The 21,175-nt window shown below is 67.3% G+C and carries 17 protein-coding genes and 1 tRNA gene; 10 read left to right on the top strand and 8 right to left on the bottom strand.

What is annotated here, in order from left to right:
• Positions 1-73 precede the first annotated feature (73 nt).
• Positions 74-1,879, top strand: a complete 1,806-nt coding sequence (locus tag ASE91_RS11885; RefSeq protein ID WP_056626468.1) for an aminopeptidase P family protein — start codon at positions 74-76, stop codon at positions 1,877-1,879.
• On the opposite strand, the gene putA is transcribed toward ASE91_RS11885, so the two are convergent.
• The gene (gene putA, locus ASE91_RS11880; RefSeq protein WP_056626466.1) at positions 1,865-4,960 is read right to left on the bottom strand and encodes a bifunctional proline dehydrogenase/L-glutamate gamma-semialdehyde dehydrogenase PutA; all 3,096 of its coding nucleotides are present in this window, start codon (positions 4,958-4,960) and stop codon (positions 1,865-1,867) included. The genes ASE91_RS11885 and putA overlap by 15 nt on opposite strands.
• Positions 4,961-5,216: 256 nt before the next feature.
• On the opposite strand from putA, the gene ASE91_RS11875 reads away from it, so the two are divergent.
• Both ASE91_RS11875 and ASE91_RS11870 read left to right on the top strand, forming a co-directional pair.
• Positions 5,217-5,669 (top strand): Lrp/AsnC ligand binding domain-containing protein, encoded by a 453-nt coding sequence (locus ASE91_RS11875; RefSeq protein WP_056500112.1) that lies wholly within the window; start codon positions 5,217-5,219, stop codon positions 5,667-5,669.
• A 147-nt stretch (positions 5,670-5,816) separates the two neighbouring features.
• Positions 5,817-6,347 (top strand): alpha/beta hydrolase, encoded by a 531-nt coding sequence (locus ASE91_RS11870; protein WP_055995656.1) that lies wholly within the window; start codon positions 5,817-5,819, stop codon positions 6,345-6,347.
• A 347-nt stretch (positions 6,348-6,694) separates the two neighbouring features.
• On the opposite strand, the gene ASE91_RS11865 is transcribed toward ASE91_RS11870, so the two are convergent.
• Positions 6,695-7,147, bottom strand: a complete 453-nt coding sequence (locus ASE91_RS11865) for an Lrp/AsnC family transcriptional regulator (RefSeq protein ID WP_055995659.1) — start codon at positions 7,145-7,147, stop codon at positions 6,695-6,697.
• Between the two features lie 121 nt (positions 7,148-7,268).
• On the opposite strand from ASE91_RS11865, the gene alr reads away from it, so the two are divergent.
• Both alr and ASE91_RS11855 read left to right on the top strand, forming a co-directional pair.
• Positions 7,269-8,381: an alanine racemase gene (alr, locus tag ASE91_RS11860; protein WP_056626464.1), complete on the top strand. Its 1,113-nt coding sequence runs from the start codon at positions 7,269-7,271 to the stop codon at positions 8,379-8,381.
• The gene (locus ASE91_RS11855; RefSeq protein ID WP_055995665.1) at positions 8,369-9,619 is read left to right on the top strand and encodes a D-amino acid dehydrogenase; all 1,251 of its coding nucleotides are present in this window, start codon (positions 8,369-8,371) and stop codon (positions 9,617-9,619) included. The genes alr and ASE91_RS11855 overlap by 13 nt, the downstream gene beginning before the upstream one ends.
• Here the strand turns inward: ASE91_RS11855 and ASE91_RS11850 are convergent.
• Positions 9,613-11,598 carry an EAL domain-containing protein gene (locus tag ASE91_RS11850; RefSeq protein WP_056627159.1) on the bottom strand — a complete coding sequence of 662 codons (1,986 nt, stop codon included), beginning with the start codon at positions 11,596-11,598 and terminating at the stop codon, positions 9,613-9,615. The two genes, ASE91_RS11855 and ASE91_RS11850, sit on opposite strands and share 7 nt — an antisense overlap.
• Before the next feature lie 216 nt (positions 11,599-11,814).
• On the opposite strand from ASE91_RS11850, the gene moaA reads away from it, so the two are divergent.
• The 4 genes from moaA (at position 11,815) to ASE91_RS11830 (ending at position 14,893) form a co-directional block, all read left to right on the top strand.
• Positions 11,815-12,813 (top strand): GTP 3',8-cyclase MoaA, encoded by a 999-nt coding sequence (gene moaA / locus ASE91_RS11845; RefSeq protein WP_056626462.1) that lies wholly within the window; start codon positions 11,815-11,817, stop codon positions 12,811-12,813.
• The gene (locus ASE91_RS11840) at positions 12,810-13,577 is read left to right on the top strand and encodes an NAD kinase (RefSeq protein WP_055995674.1); all 768 of its coding nucleotides are present in this window, start codon (positions 12,810-12,812) and stop codon (positions 13,575-13,577) included. Before moaA ends, ASE91_RS11840 begins: the two co-directional genes overlap by 4 nt.
• 360 nt (positions 13,578-13,937) lie before the next feature.
• Positions 13,938-14,012 (top strand) — tRNA-Asn (locus ASE91_RS11835).
• A 221-nt stretch (positions 14,013-14,233) separates the two neighbouring features.
• Positions 14,234-14,893 (top strand): CC0125/CC1285 family lipoprotein, encoded by a 660-nt coding sequence (locus ASE91_RS11830; RefSeq protein WP_055995677.1) that lies wholly within the window; start codon positions 14,234-14,236, stop codon positions 14,891-14,893.
• Positions 14,894-15,091: 198 nt separating this feature from the next.
• Here ASE91_RS11830 and secA read toward each other — a convergent pair whose 3' ends face one another.
• The 3 genes from secA to ASE91_RS11815 form a co-directional block, all read right to left on the bottom strand.
• Entirely contained in the window at positions 15,092-17,839 is a 2,748-nt protein-coding gene (secA, locus tag ASE91_RS11825) for a preprotein translocase subunit SecA (protein WP_056626460.1), read from the bottom strand.
• A 90-nt stretch (positions 17,840-17,929) separates the two neighbouring features.
• Positions 17,930-18,184, bottom strand: a complete 255-nt coding sequence (locus ASE91_RS11820) for a hypothetical protein (protein WP_235530456.1) — start codon at positions 18,182-18,184, stop codon at positions 17,930-17,932.
• 96 nt (positions 18,185-18,280) lie between these two features.
• The gene (locus ASE91_RS11815; RefSeq protein WP_056626456.1) at positions 18,281-19,033 is read right to left on the bottom strand and encodes an energy transducer TonB; all 753 of its coding nucleotides are present in this window, start codon (positions 19,031-19,033) and stop codon (positions 18,281-18,283) included.
• Between the two features lie 110 nt (positions 19,034-19,143).
• Between ASE91_RS11815 and argJ the strand changes: the two genes are divergently transcribed.
• On the top strand, positions 19,144-20,370 hold the full coding sequence (gene argJ, locus ASE91_RS11810; RefSeq protein ID WP_056626454.1) for a bifunctional glutamate N-acetyltransferase/amino-acid acetyltransferase ArgJ: 1,227 nt from the start codon (positions 19,144-19,146) through the stop codon (positions 20,368-20,370).
• A gap of 15 nt (positions 20,371-20,385) precedes the next feature.
• Here the strand turns inward: argJ and ASE91_RS11805 are convergent, their stop codons facing one another.
• Together ASE91_RS11805 and trxA are read right to left on the bottom strand one after the other, a co-directional pair.
• A complete protein-coding gene (locus ASE91_RS11805; RefSeq protein ID WP_235530455.1) occupies positions 20,386-20,697 on the bottom strand; it encodes a hypothetical protein in 312 nt (103 codons plus the stop codon).
• Between the two features lie 118 nt (positions 20,698-20,815).
• Complete coding sequence (trxA, locus tag ASE91_RS11800; protein ID WP_055995696.1) at positions 20,816-21,139, bottom strand: thioredoxin; 324 nt, start codon at positions 21,137-21,139, stop codon at positions 20,816-20,818.
• Between the last annotated feature and the right edge of the window lie 36 nt (positions 21,140-21,175).

Below are 21,175 nucleotides of genomic sequence, written 5' to 3'. Positions count from 1 at the left end.
TGGGGCGAGCCGAGGCGGAAGTCGAGTTCGGTTGTGCTTTTGTGACGCGGTCGTGGCTGGTAACGACACGGCCATGACCAGCAACTACCACGAACGCCTTGTCGCCCTGCGCACCCACCTCGCCACGCTGAACCTCACCGGGTTCGTCGTGCCGCTGACCGACGAACATATGAGCGAATATGTCGGCGACTATGCGCAGCGCCTCGCCTGGCTGACCGGGTTCAAGGGGTCGGCGGGCAGCGCAGTCGTGCTGCGCGACACGGCGGCGATGTTTACCGACGGCCGCTACACGCTGCAGGTCCGTGAGCAGGTCGACGCTGCCGACTGGCAGTTCGTGCAGGTGCCCGCGACGTCGATGACCGACTGGCTGCGGGGTGCCGTGCAGGCCGGTGATAGGATCGGCTATGATCCATGGCTGGCGACGGTCGATTGGGTCGCGTCCGCACGGGAGGCGCTGGCCGATGCCGGCGCGGAGCTGGCGGCGATCGACACCAACCCGATCGACGCGCTCTGGCGCGATCGCGCCGCCGCCTCGCCCGCGCCGATGGGTGTGCAAGACGATGCGCTGACCGGTCGCACCTCTGCCGAAAAGCGTGCGGCCATCGGCGAATGGCTGACCGAACGGCGGGCGGACGCGGTGATCCTGTCGGCGCTCGATTCGATCGCATGGACGTTCAACGTGCGCGGGACGGACGTGGCGCATACCCCGGTCGCGCTGAGCTATGCGATCGTTCACGCCGATGGCACCGCCGATCTCTTCGCCGCGCCCGGCAAGGTCGGCGACGATGTCGTCCGCCATCTCGGCAACGCGGTGACGGTCCGGCCGATGACAACGTTCAAGGACGCGCTCGGCCAGTTCGCCGGCAAGCGCGTCGCTGCCGACCCCAACCGTGCCGTGGCGGCGATCCACGAAACGCTGCGACTTGGCGGCGCGACGATCATCGCCGAACGCGATCCGACCGTGCTGGCCAAGGCGATCAAGAATGCGGTCGAGATCGCCGGCCACGCCGCCGCGCAGGCACGTGACGGTGCGGCGATGGTCCGCTTCCTGAAATGGTTCGAGGAAACCGCACCGTCGGGCACGCTGACCGAATTATCGGCATCCGACCGGCTGGAGGCGATGCGCGCCGAAACCGGATGCTTACGCGACCTGTCGTTCGACACGATCAGCGCCACCGGCGCGCACGCCGCCAGCCCACACTACAAGGCGACGGTCGAGAGCGACGCGGCGATCCTGCCCGGCCAGCTCTACCTGATCGATTCGGGCGGTCAGTATGCCGATGGCACCACCGACATCACCCGCGTCATGCCGGTCGGGGCCGTGTCGGACGAAATGCGCGACCGCTTCACGCGCGTGCTGAAGGGGCATATCGCGATCGACACCGCCATCTTCCCCGACGGAACATTGGGCGGGCATATCGACGGCTTCGCACGGCGTCCCTTATGGGAAGCGGGTCTCGATTATGCGCACGGCACGGGGCACGGCATCGGCGCGTATCTGTCGGTACACGAAGGACCGCAGCGAATCGGTGCGCCCAATTATCCGGGCGGCGGGCCGATGGAGCCGCTGCGCGCCGGCATGATGCTGTCGAACGAGCCGGGCTATTACAAAGCGGGCGAATACGGCATCCGCATCGAAAACCTGCTGCTGGTAGTCGAACGCGACATCCCCGGCGGCGACCTGCCGATGCTGGGATTCGAAACGCTGACCTTCGTGCCGATCGAGCGGACGCTGATCGTACCGGCGCTGCTGACGCCGACCGAGCGGGCGTGGGTCGATGCCTATCACGCCCGCGTCGCCGACCTGCTGACGCCGCTGCTCGACCTCGAGACAGCGGCGTGGGTCGCTGCGAAGTGCGCGCCGTTACAGGTTGAGTAGCGCCGGGTCGCCGCCCTTCGCCATGATGTTGATCGACGTCGATCGCTCGGCGGCATAGCGCAGCAGCGCGTCGGGACCGCCCGCCTTCGGGCCGGTACCCGACAGCCCTTCGCCGCCGAACGGCTGCACGCCGACGACCGCGCCGATGATCGAGCGATTGACATAGACGTTGCCCGCCGGAACCAGCGCCGCGACTTCCTCGGCAAAGCGGTCGATGCGACTATGGATGCCGAGCGTCAGGCCATAGCCGCGCGCCGCCAGCTTGCCCGCAACATTGGGGAGATCAGCCGGATCATAGCGATAGATGTGCAGGATCGGGCCGAATACCTCGCGTTCGAGGAAGTCGGGGTTGGGCACTTCGGCGATAACCGGCGCGAAATAGGTGCCGCGTTCGGCCCAACCGCGCACATCGGCACGGAACAGGATCTTCGCCTCGCGCTCCAGCCGTTCGACATGGGCGTTCAGCGCTGCGCGCGCATCGGCGTCGATCACCGGGCCGATATCAGTTGCGGGGTCGGACGGATCGCCCAGCACCATGCAACCCACCGCGCCGACCAGCGTCTCGATCACCGCATCGGCGGTATCCCTGGGCAGGTACAGCAGGCGCAGCGCCGAACAGCGCTGTCCGGCCGAGCCGAAAGCGGAGAGCAGGACGTCGTCGACGACCTGTTCGCGCAGCGCGCTGGTGTCGACGAACAGGCCGTTCAGGCCGCCGGTTTCGGCGATGAACGGCAGGATCGGGCCGTTGCGGTTGGCGAGCGTGCGGTTGATCGCCCACGCGGTGTCGGTGCCGCCGGTGAAGGCAACGCCGGCGATCGCGGGATGCGTGACCAGCGCCGCGCCGACCTGTGCGCCCTCGCCGGGGAGTAGCGCGAGCAGGTCGGGATCGAGGCCGGCGGCGTGGAACAGGCGGACCGCTTCATAAGCGACCAGCGGGGTTTGCTCGGCGGGTTTGGCGAGAACGGCGTTGCCGGCGGCAAGTGCGGCGGCGACCTGTCCGGTGAAGATCGCGAGGGGGAAATTCCATGGGGAAATGCAGACGAAGACGCCGCGGCCGTGGAGTTCGATCTGGTTCACCTCGCCCACCGGACCGGGCAACACGGTCGGGCCGGCGAAGCGGGTTTCGGCCAAGAGGGCGTAATAGCGGCAGAAATCGATCGCTTCGCGGACCTCGGCCACGGCGTCGTTCAGCGTCTTGCCCGCCTCCGCTGAAAGGATGGCGACGAAGCGGTCCATCTGCGCGTCTAGGGCGTCGGCCATCGTGCGCAGCGCCTTGCCGCGACCGACGCCGCCAAGGGCGTTCCAGCGGGGTTGGGCGGTGCGGGCGAGTGCTGCGGCCTGGTCGATTTCGCTGGGGGTAGCGGGGCTTACCGAGCCGATGGTGCGGCTGTGGTCGACCGGGCTTACCATGGGTGCGGCACCCATACCGGGGGTCGATTTGCCGCCGATCAGGGGGGTGGCGTGGATGTTGGCGAAGGTGTCACGTACCGATGCCGCCCCGGACCGGACCGAGGCGATGGAATAGTCGCGGCCCAGCGGGTTGGCGCGGCCGGGATAGATGTCGGATGGGGACGGCAGGCGCGGATGTTGACGCGGTCTTGCCGCCACCGCCGCGACCGGGTCGGCGACCAGTTGCGCCGCCGGGACGTCCTCGTCGAGGAGGGCGTTGACGAAGCTGCTGTTCGCACCGTTTTCAAGCAGCCGGCGGACCAGATAGGGGAGCAGTTCCTGATGCCCGCCGACCGGCGCATAGGCCCGCAGGATCAGCTGGTTATCGCCGGTTCCTGACGCGGCGCGGTAGAGTCCTTCGCCCATGCCGTGCAGGCGCTGATGCTCGATCGTCACGCCCGCGCGCGTCGCCATGTGCCGCACCGCCATCAGGCTGTGGGCGTTGTGGGTCGCGAATTGCGGATAGAGCGCCGGCGCAGCGGCGATCAACTTGTGCGCGCAGACCAAATAGGACAGGTCGGTCGCGGCCTTCGATGTGAACACCGGATAGCCGGGATGGCCGGCGATCTGGGCGCGCTTGACCTCGCTGTCCCAGTACGCGCCCTTGACCAGCCGGACCATGATCCGCCGCCCGGTATCGCGCGCCAGCCGTTCCAGCCCGTCGATCACGCCGCGCGCCCGCTTGCCATAGGCCTGCACGACGACGCCGAGACCGGTCCAGTCGCCAAGCTCGGCCTCACGCGCCAGCCGGTCGATCAGCTTGAGCGACAACGCCAGCCGGTCGGCCTCCTCGGCATCAATCGCGAGGTTCAGGTTGTGGCGGGCACCGATCAGCGCGAGCCGCTTCATCCGCGGATAGAGGTCGGCGAAGACGTCCGCCTCGCGCACCGCCTCATAGCGCGGGCACAGCGCCGACAGCTTGACCGAAACGCCATGGCCCTGTTCGGGAGTGCTGCCGGGCGCGCGGGCACGACCGACCGCATCGATCGCGGCGGCGTAGATATGTTCGTAACGATCGGCATCGGCGGCGGTCCGTGCCCCCTCCCCCAGCATGTCGAACGAGCAGAGATAGCCTTCCTTGGCGGCACGCTTCAGCGCGGCTTCGATCGTCGCGCCCAGCACGAACTGGTCGCCCATGATGCCGACCGCCGCCGCCAGCGCACGACGGATGACCGGTTCGCCGAGCCGCCCGGCCAGCCGCCGGATCGTTTCGCCTACCCCCGCCGGACCTTCGTCGCCGACCAGCTTGCCGGTAAGCGTCAGGCCGATGGTCGAGGCGTTGACGAACAGGCTGGACGATTGCCCAAGATGCGCCGCCCAGTCGGCGGTCCCGACCTTTTCGGCGATCAGCCGGTCGCGGGTCGCGGCATCGGGCGTGCGCAACAGCGCCTCGGCGAGGCACATCAGCGCCAGCCCTTCCTGCGTGCCCAGCGAGAATTGCTGGAGGAAGCCTTCGACCACGCCGGGCTTGGCGGCGGCGGCACGGGTGCGCTCGACCAGCGTCGCGGCCTTGGCGACGATCTCGCTGCGGTCGGACTGGGTCAGCGGCACCTGTGCCAGCAACTGCGGCAGCAGGACGCTTTCGTCGGTGAACTTGTCGGCGTCCAGGGCAACCCAGTCGATCGCGGGCATTCGTCTCTCCGTGTGGCGGTTCCTCGGTATATCGCGGGTGACGGCGAAGGTGCTTCGTATGATCGCCGGGTTTGGCGATATTAATCGCTCGATCTGGACAGGTGCCGACAGAATATTCATTTTCCGTCGTCATCCCGGCGCAGGCCGGGATCCATGGTTCCGCAGGTGCCGAAGCCGTCGATGTTGCGGAACCGTGGATCCCGGCCTGCGCCGGGATGACGATGAATGTGTTTTGGGGCCAAACAAGGGAAGCCCGATGGACCAGACCGACCGCAAGCTGCTGCGCGTGCTACAGGGTGACGGGCGCATCACCAATCAGGCGCTGGCGGCGCAGTGCGGCATCTCCCCCGCTGCCTGTTTCGAACGGGTGCGACGGTTGCGGGAAAGCGGCGTCATTCGCGGTTATGCCGCGCTGCTCGACCCGGAGAAGCTCGACCGGTCGCTGCTGGTATTCATCGAAGTGCTGCTCGACCGGACGACCGACGACGTGTTCACCGCATTCGGTCATCACGTTCGCGACCTGCCCGAAGTGCTGGAATGTCATATGGTTGCGGGCGGTTTCGACTATCTGTTGAAGGTTCGCATGGCTGACATGGCGGCCTATCGCGCGTTCCTCGGCCGGACGCTGACGACCGTGCCGGGGGTGCGCGAAACGCGGACCTATGCGGTGCTGGAGGAGGTCAAATCGACGACGGCGCTGCCGCTGTGATCGGCCGGTGGCGGCGTGTGAACCGCGGCCGCCGCGCGGTTCGTGGTGGCGAAGGATCGCTTGACCGCCTTGCAGCCCCCAACACGGTTGCGCCGGTTCACCGCTGTGGTAGCTTTCCTGTCGATATCCTGAACGGGAGACGAAACCATGGTCGCGATTGCTGCTGCCCGCTGTTCGGTTCTTGCCCTGTCCGACGGGGCACCGCCGCCCGTGCTGCGCGAGGCGGTGGACCGGTTGCGCGCGACCCTGTTGCCGCTGGGGCGACAGACCGATGGGGATCGCAACCTGCTGGGTGCGCGGATCGACCGGTTCGTCGGGGAGGCCGATCGGCAGGTGATCCTGCTGGCGCACGGCGCCGGATGCCGTGCGGCGGCGTGGTGGGCGCGGCTGTCGCCCGCCCATTATGTCGAACGGGTGGCGGGGGCGATTCTGGTCAACCCGACGATGGAGGCGGGGGCGGATCGCTTTGCCTCCCCCGCGACGCTGCTGCCGTTCCGATCGGTGACGGTCGACCGGACCGGGCAGATCGAGGCACTGGCCCGCGAATGGGGCAGCGAGTTGCTGGCACCGGAGAGCGCGGTGCGCGGCGGCGGGCTGATCGGGTTGATCGAGCGGTTGAGCGGTGCGGTGGTTGCGCATGACGTGCGGACCGCGGAGAAGCTGGCGCGGTTGCGATAGGGTTGGGTTTTCGGGGCCTGGGCTTTCATGCTGCCCCTTGCCCCTTCCGTTTGCTTCGAGCGAAGGTTCGAGCTTGTCGAGAACCGTAGTCGAGAAGGGGTTGTCCCGAACGACCAAGTTCTCGACGGACACTTCTCGACTTCGCTCGAAGCTGCTCGAACCGAACGGGGTTGTTGGGGATTCGAGTGTTACTCCGCAGCCGTTCGTGCTGAGTAGAGGCTGGGCGAACTCGAAGACCCGTATCGAAGCACCTGCCACGAACGGTCCTTCGATACGCCATTTCGACAGCTCAATGGCTACTCAGGACGAACGGCCGCTCGGATAATCGGCAAGGCTTGGCGTAACGCCTACCGCCGCCGCGGCATCAGCGCGTTCCGCATCGCGAAGCTCGAATTGATCCGCGTCACGCCGGGCAGGCGCGACAGGATGTCGGTGTGCAGCGCCTCATAGGCCGCCGCCGAATCGACCGCGACGCGTAGCCAGTAATCGGACTGGCCGGTCATCAGCCAGCATTCCTGAATCTCCGCATGGCGGCGCACCGCGGCTTCGAAACGGGAGAGATATTCCTCTGTCTGGCGCTCCAGCGTGACCTGTACGATCACGGTCGCACCATGGTCGTTGGGGTCGGTGCGGGTGACGACGGTGTAGCCGCGAATGACGCCGGCCTCTTCGAGCAGGCGAACGCGGCGCAGGCAGGCGGAAGGCGACAGGCCGACCTCCGCGGCGAGAGCGTTGTTGGTGCGCCGCGCGTCGAGGCGGAGCAGGTTCAGCAATTTGCGATCGATCGCGTCGAGGTTCATCGAATCTTGCTTTCCTGCCGCAGGATGTTGCGCAATCGGCCGAATATGACCGATCCTGCACGACAAACGCATCCTCTGCACGTGATTTGGTATTAGGATCGGAATCGGAGATCATGCCGCCATGACGTTGTTGACCATCGACCTCGACGCCCTTGCCGCCAATTACCGGATCGTCGCGCGCACCGCCGCGCCGGCGCGGGTCGCAGGGGTGGTGAAGGCCGATGGCTATGGGCTGGGTGCGGCGCTGGTCGCGGGGGCGCTGTATGGCGCGGGGTGTCGCGATTTCTTCGTCGCGCTGACGGCGGAGGCGAGCGCGCTGCGGCCGTCGCTACCCGCCGATACGCAATTGTTCGTGCTGAACGGAATCGCGCCGGGCGAGGAAGCGGCGCTGATCGCGGCGGAGGCGGTGCCGGTGCTCAACTGCCCGGCGGACATCGCGCGCTGGGCGGCGGCGGCGCGGATCGTCGGGCGGCGATTGCCGGCGGCGGTGCAGGTCGACAGCGGCATGTCGCGGCTGGGCCTTGCCCCCGGCGACGTGGGGGCGCTGGCGGCGGATGGCGGGCCGCTCGCCGATCTCGAAATCGTGCTGGTGATGAGCCATCTGGCGTGCGGCGACGAACCCGATTCGGCTGCGAACGCGGCGCAGCGGGCGCGGTTTGCCGAACTGGCGGCGATGCTGCCCGCCGCGCCGCGCTCGCTCGCCAATTCGGGCGGTGCGTTTCTGGGTGCCGGATTTCATGGCGATCTGGTGCGGCCGGGGATCGCGCTGTACGGCGCGGCACCGCAGATGGGGCGCGACAATCCGATGCGGCCGGTGGTCGCGCTCGACGCGCGGATCGTGCAGTGGCGCGACGTTCCGGCGGGGACCGGGGTCGGCTATGGCCTGACGTCGGTCGCGGCCCACGACCGGCGGATCGCGACCCTGTCCTATGGCTATGCCGATGGCTGGCCGCGATCGCTCAGCAACCGGGGCGCGGCCTATGTCGGTGGCTATCGCGCGCCGATCGCCGGGCGGGTGTCGATGGACAGCATCTGCATCGACGTGACCGACGTGCCCGGCGACGTGCTGGCGGCGGCGGGCCGGGCCGAGCTGATCGGACCGAACCAGACGATCGATCGCGTCGCCGCCGATGCCGGCACGATCGCCTATGAAATTCTGACCGGGCTGCGCCACCGCCATGCGCGCCGCATTCTGGGCGTTCGGCAAGAGGGGGCAGTGCAATGCGCGTCGTGATCCTGGGCGCGGGGGTGATCGGGGTCACCTCCGCATGGTATCTGGCACAGGCGGGCCATGAGGTCGTGGTGATCGACCGGCAGGCGGGGCCGGCGCTGGAGACCAGCTTCGCCAATGCCGGGGAGATTTCGCCGGGCTATGCCTCACCATGGGCCGCGCCGGGCATTCCGGCCAAGGCGGTGAAGTGGCTGTTCATGGAACACGCCCCGCTGATCCTGCGGCCGCAGTTCGACCTGGCGATGTTGCGCTGGCTGGTGGCGATGCTCGGCAACTGCAATGCGCGCGACTATGCGGTGAACAAGGCGCGGATGGTGCGGCTGGCCGAGTACAGCCGCGACCAGCTGATCGAGCTGCGCGGCGCGACGGGCATTTCCTATGACGAGCGGTCGCAAGGCACGTTGCAGCTGTTCCGCGAGGAAAAGCAGCTGGCGGGGATCGACAAGGATATCGCGGTGCTGAAGGCCGATGGCGTCGCCTATGAGGTGCTCGACCGCGCCGGGTGCATCGCCGCCGAACCGGGACTGGCGGGCAGCAACCAGCCGCTGGCGGGCGGGCTGCGCCTGCCGGGCGACGAGACGGGCGATTGCTTCAAGTTCACCAATGCACTGGCGAAGATGGCAGCGGATGCCGGGGTCGAGTTCCGCATGGGGACGACGATCACGCGGCTGGTGCGGCAGGGCGACCGGATCACCGGCGTCGAAACCGATGCCGGACCGGTGACCGGCGACGCGTATCTGGTGGCGATGGGCAGCTTCTCGCCGCAGCTGCTGGGTCCGGTGGGGTTGCGGGTGCCGGTGTATCCGGTGAAGGGCTATTCGATCACCGTGCCGATCGTCGACGCGGGCCGCGCGCCGGTGTCGACGCTGCTGGACGAGAGTTACAAGGTCGCGATCACCCGGCTGGGCGACCGTATCCGGGTGGGCGGCATGGCGGAGATTTCGGGGTTCAACAACGACTTGCCCGAAGCGCGGCGGGCGACGCTGGAATATTCGCTGGGCAGCCTGTTCCCCGGTGCCGGGGACACGTCGCGGGCGAGTTTCTGGAGCGGCCTCAGGCCCATGACGCCCGACAGCACGCCGGTGGTCGGACCGACGAAGTTCGGCAACCTGTTCCTGAACACCGGGCACGGGACGCTCGGGTGGACGATGGCGTGCGGATCGGCGGCGGTGATCGCCGATCTGATGTCGGGCAGGCGCGCGGCGATCGAGACCGCCGACCTGTCGATCGCGCGCTACTGATCCAGCAGCGCGGCCAGCGCCGGGCCGGTCAGCGGTTCGGCGCACAGGAACCCCTGATATAGCTGGCATCCCTCGGTCGCGAGCGCGTCGCGCTGTTCGACCGTCTCCACCCCCTCGGCGATGATCGTCAGGTCGAGCGAGCGGGCCATGTCGATGACGCCGCGCACCACCACCCGGTCGCGATGCGACCCGACGATGTCCTGCGTCATCCGCCGGTCGAGCTTGAGATAATCGAGCGGTAGCGCTTTCAGATAGGCGAGGCTGGAATAGCCGGTGCCGAAATCGTCGATCGCCACCCGGCACCCCGCCGCGCGCAGCGTCGCGAGCAGCCCGGCGGCCTCGCCCAGTTCGGCGATCAGGCCGCTTTCGGTCACCTCCACGGTCAGCCGGTCGCGCGGGAAACCGCTGGCATCGGCGCAGGCGAGCAGCGTTTCGGCGAAATCGGGCCGGGCGATGTCCTCGGCGGTGACGTTGATCGACAGGCGCAGTCGGGCGAGCGGCGGCGCCCACGCGGCGGCGATGCGCAGCGCCAGTTGCTGGACATGGCTCGACAATGCCCCCGCCAGCCCGGCATGGGCCGCAGCGGCGAACAGCAGTTCGGCCCCCAGTTCGCCGCGATCGGGATGGTCCCACCGCGCCAGCGCCTCGACGCCGACGATGGCACCCGACAGCAGATGGACCTGCGGCTGGAACCGGATGCCGATCTCGCCCCGATCGATCGCGCGGCGGATGCCGGCGGATAGCGAGCGGTCGTCGTCGGACGCCCGGCGCTCCGCCGCTTCGTCGGCCGGTACGCCGGGCAGGGCGTCGCGCATCCGGTCGAGCAGCGCCGTGCCGTCCTCGCCGGGGCGGGCGATGCCGAACGCCTGTTCGAGGAGCAACGTCACCATCGTGCTGCCCGCGACGAACGGGCGGGCCAGTGCCTGTGCCAGTGCCGTTTCCAGCCCGGCGTCCGCACCGTGCGGCAGGAGGACGGCGAATTCGGTACCGCCCAGCCGGGCCAGCGCCGCGCGTGCGACCCCGGCGTCGCGCACCGCGCGTTCGATCCGGCGCTCGACCGCGCGCAGCAACGCATCGCCGACGCCGCGCCCCTGTTGCCGGTTGATCGCGTCGATGCCGCGGATCGTGAGCACCCGTGCGCCGGGCAGTTCACCCCCCTCGATCCGGCGGTCGAGCCAACTGCGTGCGCCAGCGAGGTCACGCACCGATCCCAATGCCTCGCGCACCGCCGCGCCGATATCGCCGACGCGGGCCAGCGGCTCGACCAGCGCGTGCAGCCGATGGGTATGCGGGTCGCGCGCGACATGCTGCACGACGCGCCCCAGCCCGGGCAGGTCGTGCGCGAAGGCAGTCGCCGGCAGCGCGTCGCCCAGCCGCCGGATCGCCGTCAACGCCGTCCGCCGCCCCGCCCGGCCGATCGCGCGCAGCGCGGTACGCGACGAACCGAGTTCGCGCAGGCCGACCGCCTCCGCCAGCGCCGGCGTCAGTTGCAGCGTGCCGCGTTCGCCGTCATGCCGCCAGCCGAGCGCCGCCCCGCCCCCGGCCTGCGGATCGTGCCAGCCGCCGCCCATGCGGAGGACGTAGCGCTCGGCCGATCGCACCGCCTGCAACAACATGTCGGTCGCGATCGGGCTGACGAGGAAATGGGTGGCTCCGGCATCGTGCAACGCGCCCAGTTGCGGCGAATCACCACGCGCGACCAACACCAGCAATGCGTCGCCATGGCCGGCGACCTGCGCCAGTTCGGCGGTGGCGGCGATCGCCTCCTGCACCGCGCCGCGCGCATCGATGATGACGATCGCCGCACCGCTGGCGGCGACGCGCTGGCGCAACCCCTCGGCCCGGCGGGCGGCGACGACGTGCCAGCCGCCGCGCGACAGGATCGCGGCCAGTTCGTCGCGTTGCCGGAATGACAGCACGAACAGCGTCCGCTCGCGCGTCGCATCGTGGCCTTGCCAACCGGTCATGCCCCCCGTCATCATCCGACTGTATGAGGCGACCGGCGTGGCGGCAATGGACACTTGCGGTCCGCCACCGGACGATGGCGATGTCGCCGGGTAGTGCCCTGCAAGCCACCCCGTCCGCGAAGCGCAGACCCGCCATGCGCCGCCTGCCCCCTTCCCGCTGCCATCCTGGCGGTGCGCCACGCACCCGCGCCTTGTCCTGCCCCGCATCCACCCCTAACTTGGCCGACAATGTCCTGCGCCCCCAATCTCATCGATGCGCATGGCCGCACCATCCGGTACCTGCGAATATCGGTGACCGATCGTTGCGACCTGCGTTGCCGATATTGCATGGCGGAGGCGATGACGTTCCTGCCGCGTGCCAAGGTCCTCAGCCTCGAAGAGATCGCACTGATCGCCGAGCGGTTCGTGGCGCGCGGGATCGACAAGATTCGCCTGTCGGGCGGCGAACCGCTGATGCGGCGCGGCGTCACCGAATTGTGCCAGCGGCTGGGGCGGATGGTCGGCGGCGCACTCGACGAACTGACCATGACCACCAACGCCACGCGGCTGCGCGATCATGCGCCCGCGCTGGCCGATGCCGGTATCCGGCGGATCAACGTCAGCCTCGACAGTCTCGACCCCGATACCTTCCGCTATGTGACGCGGCATGGCGACGTCGCGCAGGTGGTCGACGGCATCGCCGCCGCGCGCGAGGCAGGCATCGCGGTGAAGATCAACATGGTGGTCCTGAAGGGACTGAACGAAGATCAGGTCGGCGACATGCTCGACTGGTGCGGCCGCGAGGGGCACGACCTGTCGCTGATCGAAACGATGCCGCTGGGTGCGATCGACGAGGACCGCACCGACCGGTTCGTGCCCCTGACGCGGGTGTTCGACACGCTGGCGCAGCGCTTTACGCTGACCCGTGACGCGCATCGCACCGGCGGGCCGGCGCGCTATTGGCGGGTGGGCGAACATGGCAACCGGCTGGGGCTGATCTCGCCGCTGACCGACAATTTCTGCGGCGGGTGCAATCGCATCCGGCTGACGACCGAGGGCAAGCTGTACCTCTGCCTCGGTCATGACGATCATGTGGATCTGAAGGATGCGTTGCGCACCGGCGGGCTGGATGCGGTCGATGCCGCCCTCGACGCCGCGTTGCCGCGCAAGCCCGCCGCGCATGATTTCCGGATCGAAGCCGGGGCCGCCCCGGCCGTCGCCCGTCACATGAGCGTGACCGGCGGATGACGCGCCTTGCCCTGCTCGCATCGCCGACGGCGCAGTCGCGCGCGGCCGAAGAGACGCTGCGCGCCCGCTACGACTTTCGCGGGGTCGAGGATGCCGACCTGATCGTCGCGCTGGGTGGCGACGGCTTCCTGTTGCAGGTGCTCCACATGCTGCTGGAACGGCGGCGGACGGTGCCGGTGTTCGGCATGAACCTCGGCACGGTCGGGTTCCTGATGAACGAATGGCGGATGGACGAACTGGACCGGCGGCTGGGCCGCGCCAAGCCGTTTCGCGTATCGCCGCTGACCATGACCGCAACGACGATGGACGGCGATGTCCGCGTGCTTCCCGCGATCAACGAGGTGTCGCTGCTGCGCGAGACGCGGCAGACGGCGAAGCTGGAAGTGTCGGTCAACGACCGGGTGGTGATGCCCGAACTGGTCTGCGACGGCATCCTTGCCGCCACGCCGGCCGGGTCGACGGCGTACAACCTGTCGGCCAACGGCCCGATCCTGCCGATGGGATCGGCGATGCTGGCACTGACCCCGATCAGCCCGTTCCGGCCGCGGCGCTGGCGCGGGGCGATCCTGCCGGACAAGGCGCGGATCACGCTGAAGGTGCTCGAACCTGAAAAGCGTCCGGTATCGGCGGTCGCCGACCAGCGCGAAGTGCGCGACGTGGCGCGGGTCGATGTCGTCATCGACCGGGTGCGCGATCTGACGCTGTTGTTCGACCCCGAACACGCGCTGGACGACCGGATCACGATGGAGCAATTCGCCGGGTAGCGTTCGGGTTGCCCGAAGGGCATGAAGAAGAAATTGGTTCGCGCAGACATGCGGAGGCGCGGAGAGGTTGCGATCTACGCAGCCCGCACCTGCGCCGGCGGCCGAGTTCCATGCTTTCAGAACGCTCAAGGTCTTCCGCTCGCGCGCGACCCGCTCGGTGCTACCCCTCTCTGCGCCTCCGCGCCTCTGCGCGAAAATCTACCTTACTTCTTCGCGCCCCTCGCGCCTTCGCGTGAACCCCACCTTCTTCCGCGACCAAAATGCCCGGAAAACCGTACCCTCCCGGCATTCTTCCGAAAATTCGGAAATAACCGCTTGCAAACACCGAATCCGCTGGTAGAGACGCGGCCTCGCAGTTGTTCCCTGATAGCTCAGCGGTAGAGCTCTCGACTGTTAATCGAGCGGCCGTAGGTTCGAATCCTACTCAGGGAGCCAGCGACACCATCGGAAAATTTGGATTTTCCCCGCCAGGGGTACCGATCTCGCGGTGACCTTTTTTCCGATTTGCGGCGTCTGCGATCGACGATCGATCGAACCCGGAAATTCTTCGTCACATACAGCTGAACCGGCGTTCAGCATCGGGTAATCTCCGATACGGCACGGTCCGTCGCGCTGCGTCCACGGACCCGAACCCGTGGCAGATCGTTGTTCCGGCAATGGACGATCGCCATGGGTCGGTAGCCATGGCGGCATTGGAGAAACTGATGTTGCTGCACCCTCCCCACCGTGTCCGCCTTCGCGCGATCGGCACGACTCTTGTCGGAGCGCTGGCACTCGCCGCCTGCGCGACGCCGACTCCCTATCAGCCGGCATCCGGCTCCGGCTTCTATCGCAACGGTTATAGCGACCAGCAGGTCGAGCCGAACCGCTATCAGGTGAGCTTTTCCGGCAACAGCCTGACCTCGCGCGAGACGGTCGAGCGGTATCTCCTGTATCGCGCCGCGCAGCTGACGCTGGAGCGTGGCTATGATTATTTCCTGATGGCCGACCGCGACACCAATTTGCGCAGCCGGACCTTCTCGACGCCGGGCGTCGGCGGGTTCGGTGGCTGGGGCGGTGGCTTTGGCTGGGGCGGCTGGGGTCCGGCATGGCGCTATCGCAGCCCGGCATTTGGCTGGCGCGCATGGGACCCGTTCTGGGGCGATCCGTTCTTCGACCGCTCGGTCGATATCCGCACCGTCGACAAATATGAGGCGATGGCGGAGATCGTGTTGGGCAAGGGTCCCAAGCCCGCCAACAACATCCGCGCCTTCGACGCGCGGGCAGTGTTGCAGAGCCTCGGGCCGAGCGTGATGGAGCCCGAACCGCGGCGTTAAGCCTGCGACAGGGGTAGAAACAGGAAGGCCGCCGTTCCCATGGGGGACGGCGGCCTTTTCTGTTGTGCTGAGGAAGTACGCCGGGCGATCCATCGTATCCCCGCGCAGGCGGGGATCCAGGGTTACGAAGCGTGACGCCCTTGGCTCTGGATCTCCGCCTCCGTGGGGATACGACAGGGTGTGCGACTGGCCCGGTGCCTACGCGACCAGCGCGCCGTGGCAGTGCTTGTACTTGCGACCCGATCCGCACGGGCAGGGTGCGTTGCGGCTGACGCGGCCTTCCCAGCTGGCGGGATCGTCGCCCAGTTCCTCGTCGGGCACCGGTGCCGCCATCTGCAGCATCGGCACGCGGGTGGTGATCAGGCCCTGCGCGCCCTCCCCGCCCCAGCTGTCGTCCTCGCCGGTCAGCGGGTCGATATGCATCGTCAGGAAATCGGGCAGCTCGGGAAGCTCGGGCGGCGCCTGGAAATTGAAATTGGCGTGCGCCATCGTTCGGGTCACGTCCTCGCGGATGCTGGCGAGCATCCGTTCGAACAGCGCGAACGCTTCCTGCTTATACTCGTTGATCGGCGTCTTCTGCGCATAGGCGCGCAGGTGGATCACCGCCCGCAGCGCGTCGAGCATCGCCAGATGTTCTTTCCAGTGGTGGTCTAGCGTCTGGAGCAGGATCGACTTTTCGATCTGCGTCCAGCTGTCGGCATCGAGTTCGGCCGACTTCGCATCGACCAGCGCGTCGGCCTGGGTACGGATGCGTTCCTCAAGCGTCTCGGCGTCGAGACCGTCCTCGTGCGCGATCCAGTCGGCGACCGGCGCATCGACGCCGAGCAGCTCCTGCGCGCGTTCGCGCAGCCCTTCGACATTCCATTGTTCGGGGTAGCTGTCGGGCGGGACGGCATCGCCGACAACGGTGTTGACCGTCGCGTGGCGCATGTCGACGACGACGTCGCCGACCGTCTCCGCATCCATGACGTCGGCGCGCTGTTCGTAGATGACCTTGCGCTGGTCATTCATCACGTCGTCATATTCGACGACCTGCTTGCGGACGTCGTAATTGCGCGCCTCGACCTTCTTCTGCGCGGTTTCGATCGCGCGGCTCAGCCACTTGCTGCCGATCGCCTCGCCGTCCTCGATATTGTTGCGCATCATCTTGGCAAACAGCGTATCCGGCCCGAAAATCCGCAGCAGATCGTCGTCGAGGCACAGATAGAAGCGCGACAGGCCCGGATCGCCCTGCCGCCCCGAACGGCCGCGCAGCTGGTTGTCGATACGGCGGCTTTCGTGGCGCTCGGTGCCGAGCACGAACAGCCCGCCGGCCGCCAGCACCTGCTGCTTTTCCTCGATGATCTCGGCGCGGACGCGCGCGGCGGCGGCGTCATATTCGCCCGTCCCCTCGACCAGATCGGGATGTTCGTCGAGCATCCGGAATTCGAGGTTACCGCCCAGCTGGATGTCGGTGCCGCGCCCGGCCATGTTGGTGGCGATGGTCACCGCGCCCAGCCGCCCCGCCTGCGCCACGATATGCGCTTCGGATTCATGATAGCGGGCGTTCAGGACCTTGTGATCGACGGCTTCCTGGGTGAGGAATTCGGACAGCAGTTCCGATTTTTCGATCGAGACCGTGCCGACCAGCACCGGCTGCCCCTGCGACGCATGGTCGCGGATCTTCTTGGCGATCGCGCGGAACTTGTCGTCGAGCGTCTTGTAGAATTCGTCCTCTTCATCGACGCGGCGGACCGGCACGTTGGTCGGGATCGACACGACGTTCATCTTGTAGATGTCGAAGAATTCGGGCGCTTCGGTCGCCGCCGTGCCGGTCATGCCCGACAGTTTCGGGTACATGCGGAAATAGTTCTGGAAGGTGATCGAGGCGAGCGTCTGGTTCTCCGGCTCGATGTTCACGCCTTCCTTGGCCTCGGCGGCCTGGTGCAGGCCGTCCGACCAGCGGCGACCGTCCATCATGCGGCCGGTGAATTCGTCGATGATGACGACCTTGCCGTCCTTCACGATGTAATCGGTGTCGCGCTTGAACATGATGTTCGCGCGCAGCGCCTGATTCACATGGTGCACGACCTGCGTGTTTTCGAAGTCGTAGAGGTTGGCGCCGAACAGCAGCCCGGCATCCTCCAGCATCCGTTCGACCTTTTCGGTGCCGTCCTCGGTCAGCACGATCGACTTCTGCTTCTCGTCCTTTTCGTAATCATCGGCGCTCAGCCGCTGCACGACCTCGTTCACCGACCGGTACAGGTCGGACTTGTCGTCGGTCGGGCCGGAGATGATGAGCGGGGTGCGCGCCTCGTCGATCAGGATCGAATCGACCTCGTCGACGATGGCGAAGTTGAACGGCCGCTGCGTCATCGACGCGCGGTCGAACTTCATATTGTCGCGCAGGTAATCGAAACCGAATTCGTTGTTGGTGCCGTAAGTGATGTCGGCGGCATAGGCGGCGCGGCGTTCGTGATCGGGGATGTTCGGCACGATCACGCCGGTGGTCAGGCCGAGAAAACCATAGACCTGCCCCATCTGCGCCGCGTCGCGCCGCGCCAGATAGTCGTTGACGGTGACGACATGAACGCCGTCGCCCGGCAGGGCGTTGAGATAGCAGGCGAGGGTCGCCACCAGCGTCTTGCCTTCGCCGGTGCGCATCTCGGCGATTTCGCCACGGTGGAGAACGATGCCGCCGACCATCTGCACGTCGAAATGGCGCATGCCCAGCACGCGGCGCGCCGCCTCGCGGACCGTCGCGAACGCTTCGGGAAGCAAGGAGTCGAGCTTCGCGCCATTCGCGAGTTGCTCGCGGAACTTCGGCGTCTGCGCGGCGAGGTCCGCGTCGGACATGGCGGTCAATACGGGTTCGAACTCGTTGATCTTGTTGACGATCGAACCGAGCGACTTGACGTAACGGTCGTTGGACGACCCGAACAGCGATTTGGCGAGGCCACCGAACATGGGCGAAATTCCTTGGATACGGGCGGTGCGCGCCGCGCCGGAAATCGGCGGCTGCGCAGAATGAAAAGGTCGGAAAAGCGCGGGTGCGCGCTATTCGTGGGTGCGCAGCGTGCGGGCGCGGACCGCAACATGGGGCGCGGGCGCCAGGAACAGCGGCTGTGGGTCTCGCAGCAGCGGCTGGACGGGTCGGACGGTCGTGGCCGATCCGGCCTCGACCACCGCAACCGCAACATGTGCGGCTACGACCTGCGCCTGAGCCACCTGCCGCGCATTCGCGACTCCCACGCCGGGGAGCAGGCCGGTCAGGCCCGTCAGCAGCGCGGAAAGGAACAGCAGCAAACGCAAGCGATACGTCCGAACGTTATGGTTTCGCGACGGGTCGCCCGGTCGCGTGTTGTTGAGACATAGGGAATGGGCGGCCCTGCGTCCACCCGGCGCGCGTCATTGCTTCGGCTGGAAGGCCATGCTCGTGGTCATGGTCGCGTGTCGCGCCGGCTGGCCCGGTTTCGGTTCGTACCGGACGGGGTATGAACAGGGCTCGATGGTATCGCGCCGCGACGATCGACGTTCACAGCGCGAAACCTTGCCCGTAGCATCCACGGTCAGTCGCTCGGTCTGCGTGAAATAGGGCGGAATGTCGCTGGTCGCGCCGCGTGCTGGAGCGGGCCTGAACGGTACCCCGTCCACTTCGAACACGTTGGACAGGGTCAGGATGCCGGGACGAAAGCCCGACAGTCCCATATTGGCGAAACCGGTATACTGCCCGTCCTTCTGCTGACAGGCATGGAAACTTTCGCCGTTCATGCCGCTGCCAATCGTCTCGCACGCCAGAACGGCTCCCTTCTCGCCCAGTGTCAAGCGGATGACCATGGCGAAGGGCGACAGGGGCGACGCTACGTCATTCGGGCTGCTCCACTGGATGCGGCGCTGGAATGTCGACGTCGTCGGCTGGCCGTTGGCGTCGGTCGCCGGCGTGAACCGGGCGCGTTCCTGCATGACGTTGCAACTGGTGGTATCGAGCGACGCCGAACCGCTCGACTGCACGATGGTGCAATCGGTGACCGCACCCTTCGCATCGATCGCCATGCGCATCACGACGGTACCCGATTCATTCGCGTTCAGCGCTTCCGCCGGATAATCGTCCTGCGTCACCCAGGTGGCCGGATCGATCGGCTTCGGATCGGTCTGCCCCATGGCCCCGCCCCCACAACAAAGCGTTGCAACCGCCGCGCCCATGCGTAGGAACCGTCGCATCTCCACCCCCTGCCCCGTATCCGGCGCAGGCTAGACCGGACACCGCGCCCATGTCGACTGCCGTATCGCCGCTCGCCACGCCCTTCCCCGCGCTGCCGCCGATCGGGGGCGTGACGCTGCGGGTGGCGCGGGCGCAGTACAAGAATTGGGACCGGTGCGACCTGACCTTCGCGACGCTGGCCGAGGGGACGGCGGTTGCGGGCGTGCTGACCAACAGCAAATGCCCGTCGCCCGAGGTCGAATGGTGCCGCCGCGCGCTGGTGCTCGGCCGGGCGCGGGCGCTGGTGGTGAATGCCGGCAACTCGAACGCCTTCACCGGCGACCGGGGCCGTGCGGCGGTCGAGGCGATCGCCGCGCGCACCGCGCAGGCGATGGCGTGCCAGCCGTCCGACGTGTTCGTCGCCTCGACCGGGGTGATCGGCGTGCCGCTGCCGATCGACAAGGCCGAGGCCGGGCTGGATGCCGCCTTCGTCGCCGAACCCTGTGGCTGGGAGGCGGCAGCGGAGACGATCGGCACCACCGACACCTTTACCAAGGGCGCGTTCACGACCGCGCGGGTCGGCGATCGCACGGTCAAGCTGGCCGGAATCATCAAGGGGTCGGGCATGATCGCGCCCGACATGGCGACGATGCTCGGCTTCGTCTTCACCGACGCGGCGGTCGATCCGGCGTTCCTGCAAAGCGTGCTGGAGGCCGCCAATCGCCAGACCTTTTCGTGCATCACGGTCGATGGCGATACCTCGACCAGCGACACGGTGCTGGCGTTCGCGACCGGTGCGGCGGGGGGCGAGCCGATCGCGTCGTTCGACGATGACGGCGCGGATGCGTTCGCGGCGGCGCTGCACGACCTGTGCCGGCAGCTGGCGCATCTGGTGGTGCGCGACGGCGAAGGCGCGTCGAAGTTCATCGCCGTGACCGTCGAGGGCGCGGACAGCGACGGCAGCGCGCACCGCATCGCGATGAGCATCGCCAACTCGCCGCTGGTCAAGACCGCGATTGCCGGCGAGGACGCGAATTGGGGTCGGGTGGTGATGGCGGTCGGCAAGGCCGGCGAACCGGCCGAGCGCGACAAGCTGGCGATCCGCTTCGGCACGACACAGGTCGCCGAGGGCGGTGTGGCGGTCGCGGGCTATGACGAAGCACCGGTCGCGGCGCATCTGCGGGGACAGGAGGTCGAGATCGGGGTGGACCTGCACCTCGGCGAAGGTCGCGCGACGGTGTGGACCTGCGACCTGACGCATGGCTATATTTCGATCAACGCCGATTATCGGAGTTGACCGAACGGCGGCAAGTCACCGTACGCCGATGATCCGCCTGTACCGGCGCGAAATTTCCTGATGATCGGCCTCGGTCAGCGCGCCGCCATTTTCTGCGGTACGTTGTTCTACGAAATCGCGCAGCCGAAGGACTTGGGCGGTACGTTGCCGCTTCATGGTCGGCGTCATACCGCCGTATCCGGGATAATAGATCAAATGATCCAGTTGACCCGACGACAGCGCGGGAAATGACCCGGCGTACCGATCATTCACCGGATTCGAATATTGCGCAAAGGCCGGACCGGCCAAACCCAAACCGACCATCGCAACGATCATTCGTTTGTACATCGGGCGCTCCATCCGCTGTTTGCACCCACGAACGTATCGTATATCGGATGCGTTGCAACGGTCGATCCTGAACAGCCAAGTTGGGGCGGGCCAACCGCCCGCCCCAACTTGCTATCCTTTAGCCCAGCTCACCCTCTAACCATGCCTTCAACTGGCTCTTCGGCCGCGCGCCGAGCAGGTCGGCGACCGGCTGGCCGTTCTTGAACAGCTTGAGCAACGGGATCGACTGGACGCCCATCGAACCGGCGGTGTCGGGGTTGGCCATGATGTCGACCTTGGCGATCGTCACCTTGTCGCCCAGTTCCTCGGCGATTTCCTCGAGCGCCGGGGCGATCATCTTGCACGGGCCGCACCAGTCCGCCCAGAAATCGACCAGCACCGGCTTGTCGGATTGCAGGACATCGGCGGAAAAGCTGGCGTCGGTTACGGTCTTCGTCGGCATGGGAGTCTCCTTCTGGACCAACATCTATGAACGGCA

The sequence above is a fragment of the Sphingomonas sp. Leaf62 genome (assembly GCF_001421915.1).
In the GTDB taxonomy this organism is placed as follows: domain Bacteria; phylum Pseudomonadota; class Alphaproteobacteria; order Sphingomonadales; family Sphingomonadaceae; genus Sphingomonas.
The sequence above is the reverse complement of the archived record's forward strand: the minus strand, read 5'-3'. Positions and strand labels throughout refer to the sequence as shown.

Excerpts from the sequence above, each read along its gene's own strand:
- putA (WP_056626466.1), bottom strand. The coding sequence starts at position 4,960 with ATGCCCGCGATCGACTGGGTTGCCCTGGACGCCGACAAGTTCACCGAC.
- secA (WP_056626460.1), bottom strand. The coding sequence starts at position 17,839 with ATGTTCGGTGGCCTCGCCAAATCGCTGTTCGGGTCGTCCAACGACCGT.
- ASE91_RS11830 (WP_055995677.1), top strand. The coding sequence starts at position 14,234 with ATGGACGATCGCCATGGGTCGGTAGCCATGGCGGCATTGGAGAAACTG.
- argJ (WP_056626454.1), top strand. The coding sequence starts at position 19,144 with ATGTCGACTGCCGTATCGCCGCTCGCCACGCCCTTCCCCGCGCTGCCG.
- ASE91_RS11840 (WP_055995674.1), top strand. The coding sequence starts at position 12,810 with ATGACGCGCCTTGCCCTGCTCGCATCGCCGACGGCGCAGTCGCGCGCG.
- ASE91_RS11865 (WP_055995659.1), bottom strand. The coding sequence starts at position 7,147 with ATGAACCTCGACGCGATCGATCGCAAATTGCTGAACCTGCTCCGCCTC.
- moaA (WP_056626462.1), top strand. The coding sequence starts at position 11,815 with ATGTCCTGCGCCCCCAATCTCATCGATGCGCATGGCCGCACCATCCGG.
- ASE91_RS11875 (WP_056500112.1), top strand. The coding sequence starts at position 5,217 with ATGGACCAGACCGACCGCAAGCTGCTGCGCGTGCTACAGGGTGACGGG.
- ASE91_RS11885 (WP_056626468.1), top strand. The coding sequence starts at position 74 with ATGACCAGCAACTACCACGAACGCCTTGTCGCCCTGCGCACCCACCTC.
- alr (WP_056626464.1), top strand. The coding sequence starts at position 7,269 with ATGACGTTGTTGACCATCGACCTCGACGCCCTTGCCGCCAATTACCGG.
- ASE91_RS11870 (WP_055995656.1), top strand. The coding sequence starts at position 5,817 with ATGGTCGCGATTGCTGCTGCCCGCTGTTCGGTTCTTGCCCTGTCCGAC.
- ASE91_RS11850 (WP_056627159.1), bottom strand. The coding sequence starts at position 11,598 with ATGACGGGGGGCATGACCGGTTGGCAAGGCCACGATGCGACGCGCGAG.
- ASE91_RS11805 (WP_235530455.1), bottom strand. The coding sequence starts at position 20,697 with ATGTACAAACGAATGATCGTTGCGATGGTCGGTTTGGGTTTGGCCGGT.
- trxA (WP_055995696.1), bottom strand. The coding sequence starts at position 21,139 with ATGCCGACGAAGACCGTAACCGACGCCAGCTTTTCCGCCGATGTCCTG.
- ASE91_RS11815 (WP_056626456.1), bottom strand. The coding sequence starts at position 19,033 with ATGGGGCAGACCGATCCGAAGCCGATCGATCCGGCCACCTGGGTGACG.
- ASE91_RS11855 (WP_055995665.1), top strand. The coding sequence starts at position 8,369 with ATGCGCGTCGTGATCCTGGGCGCGGGGGTGATCGGGGTCACCTCCGCA.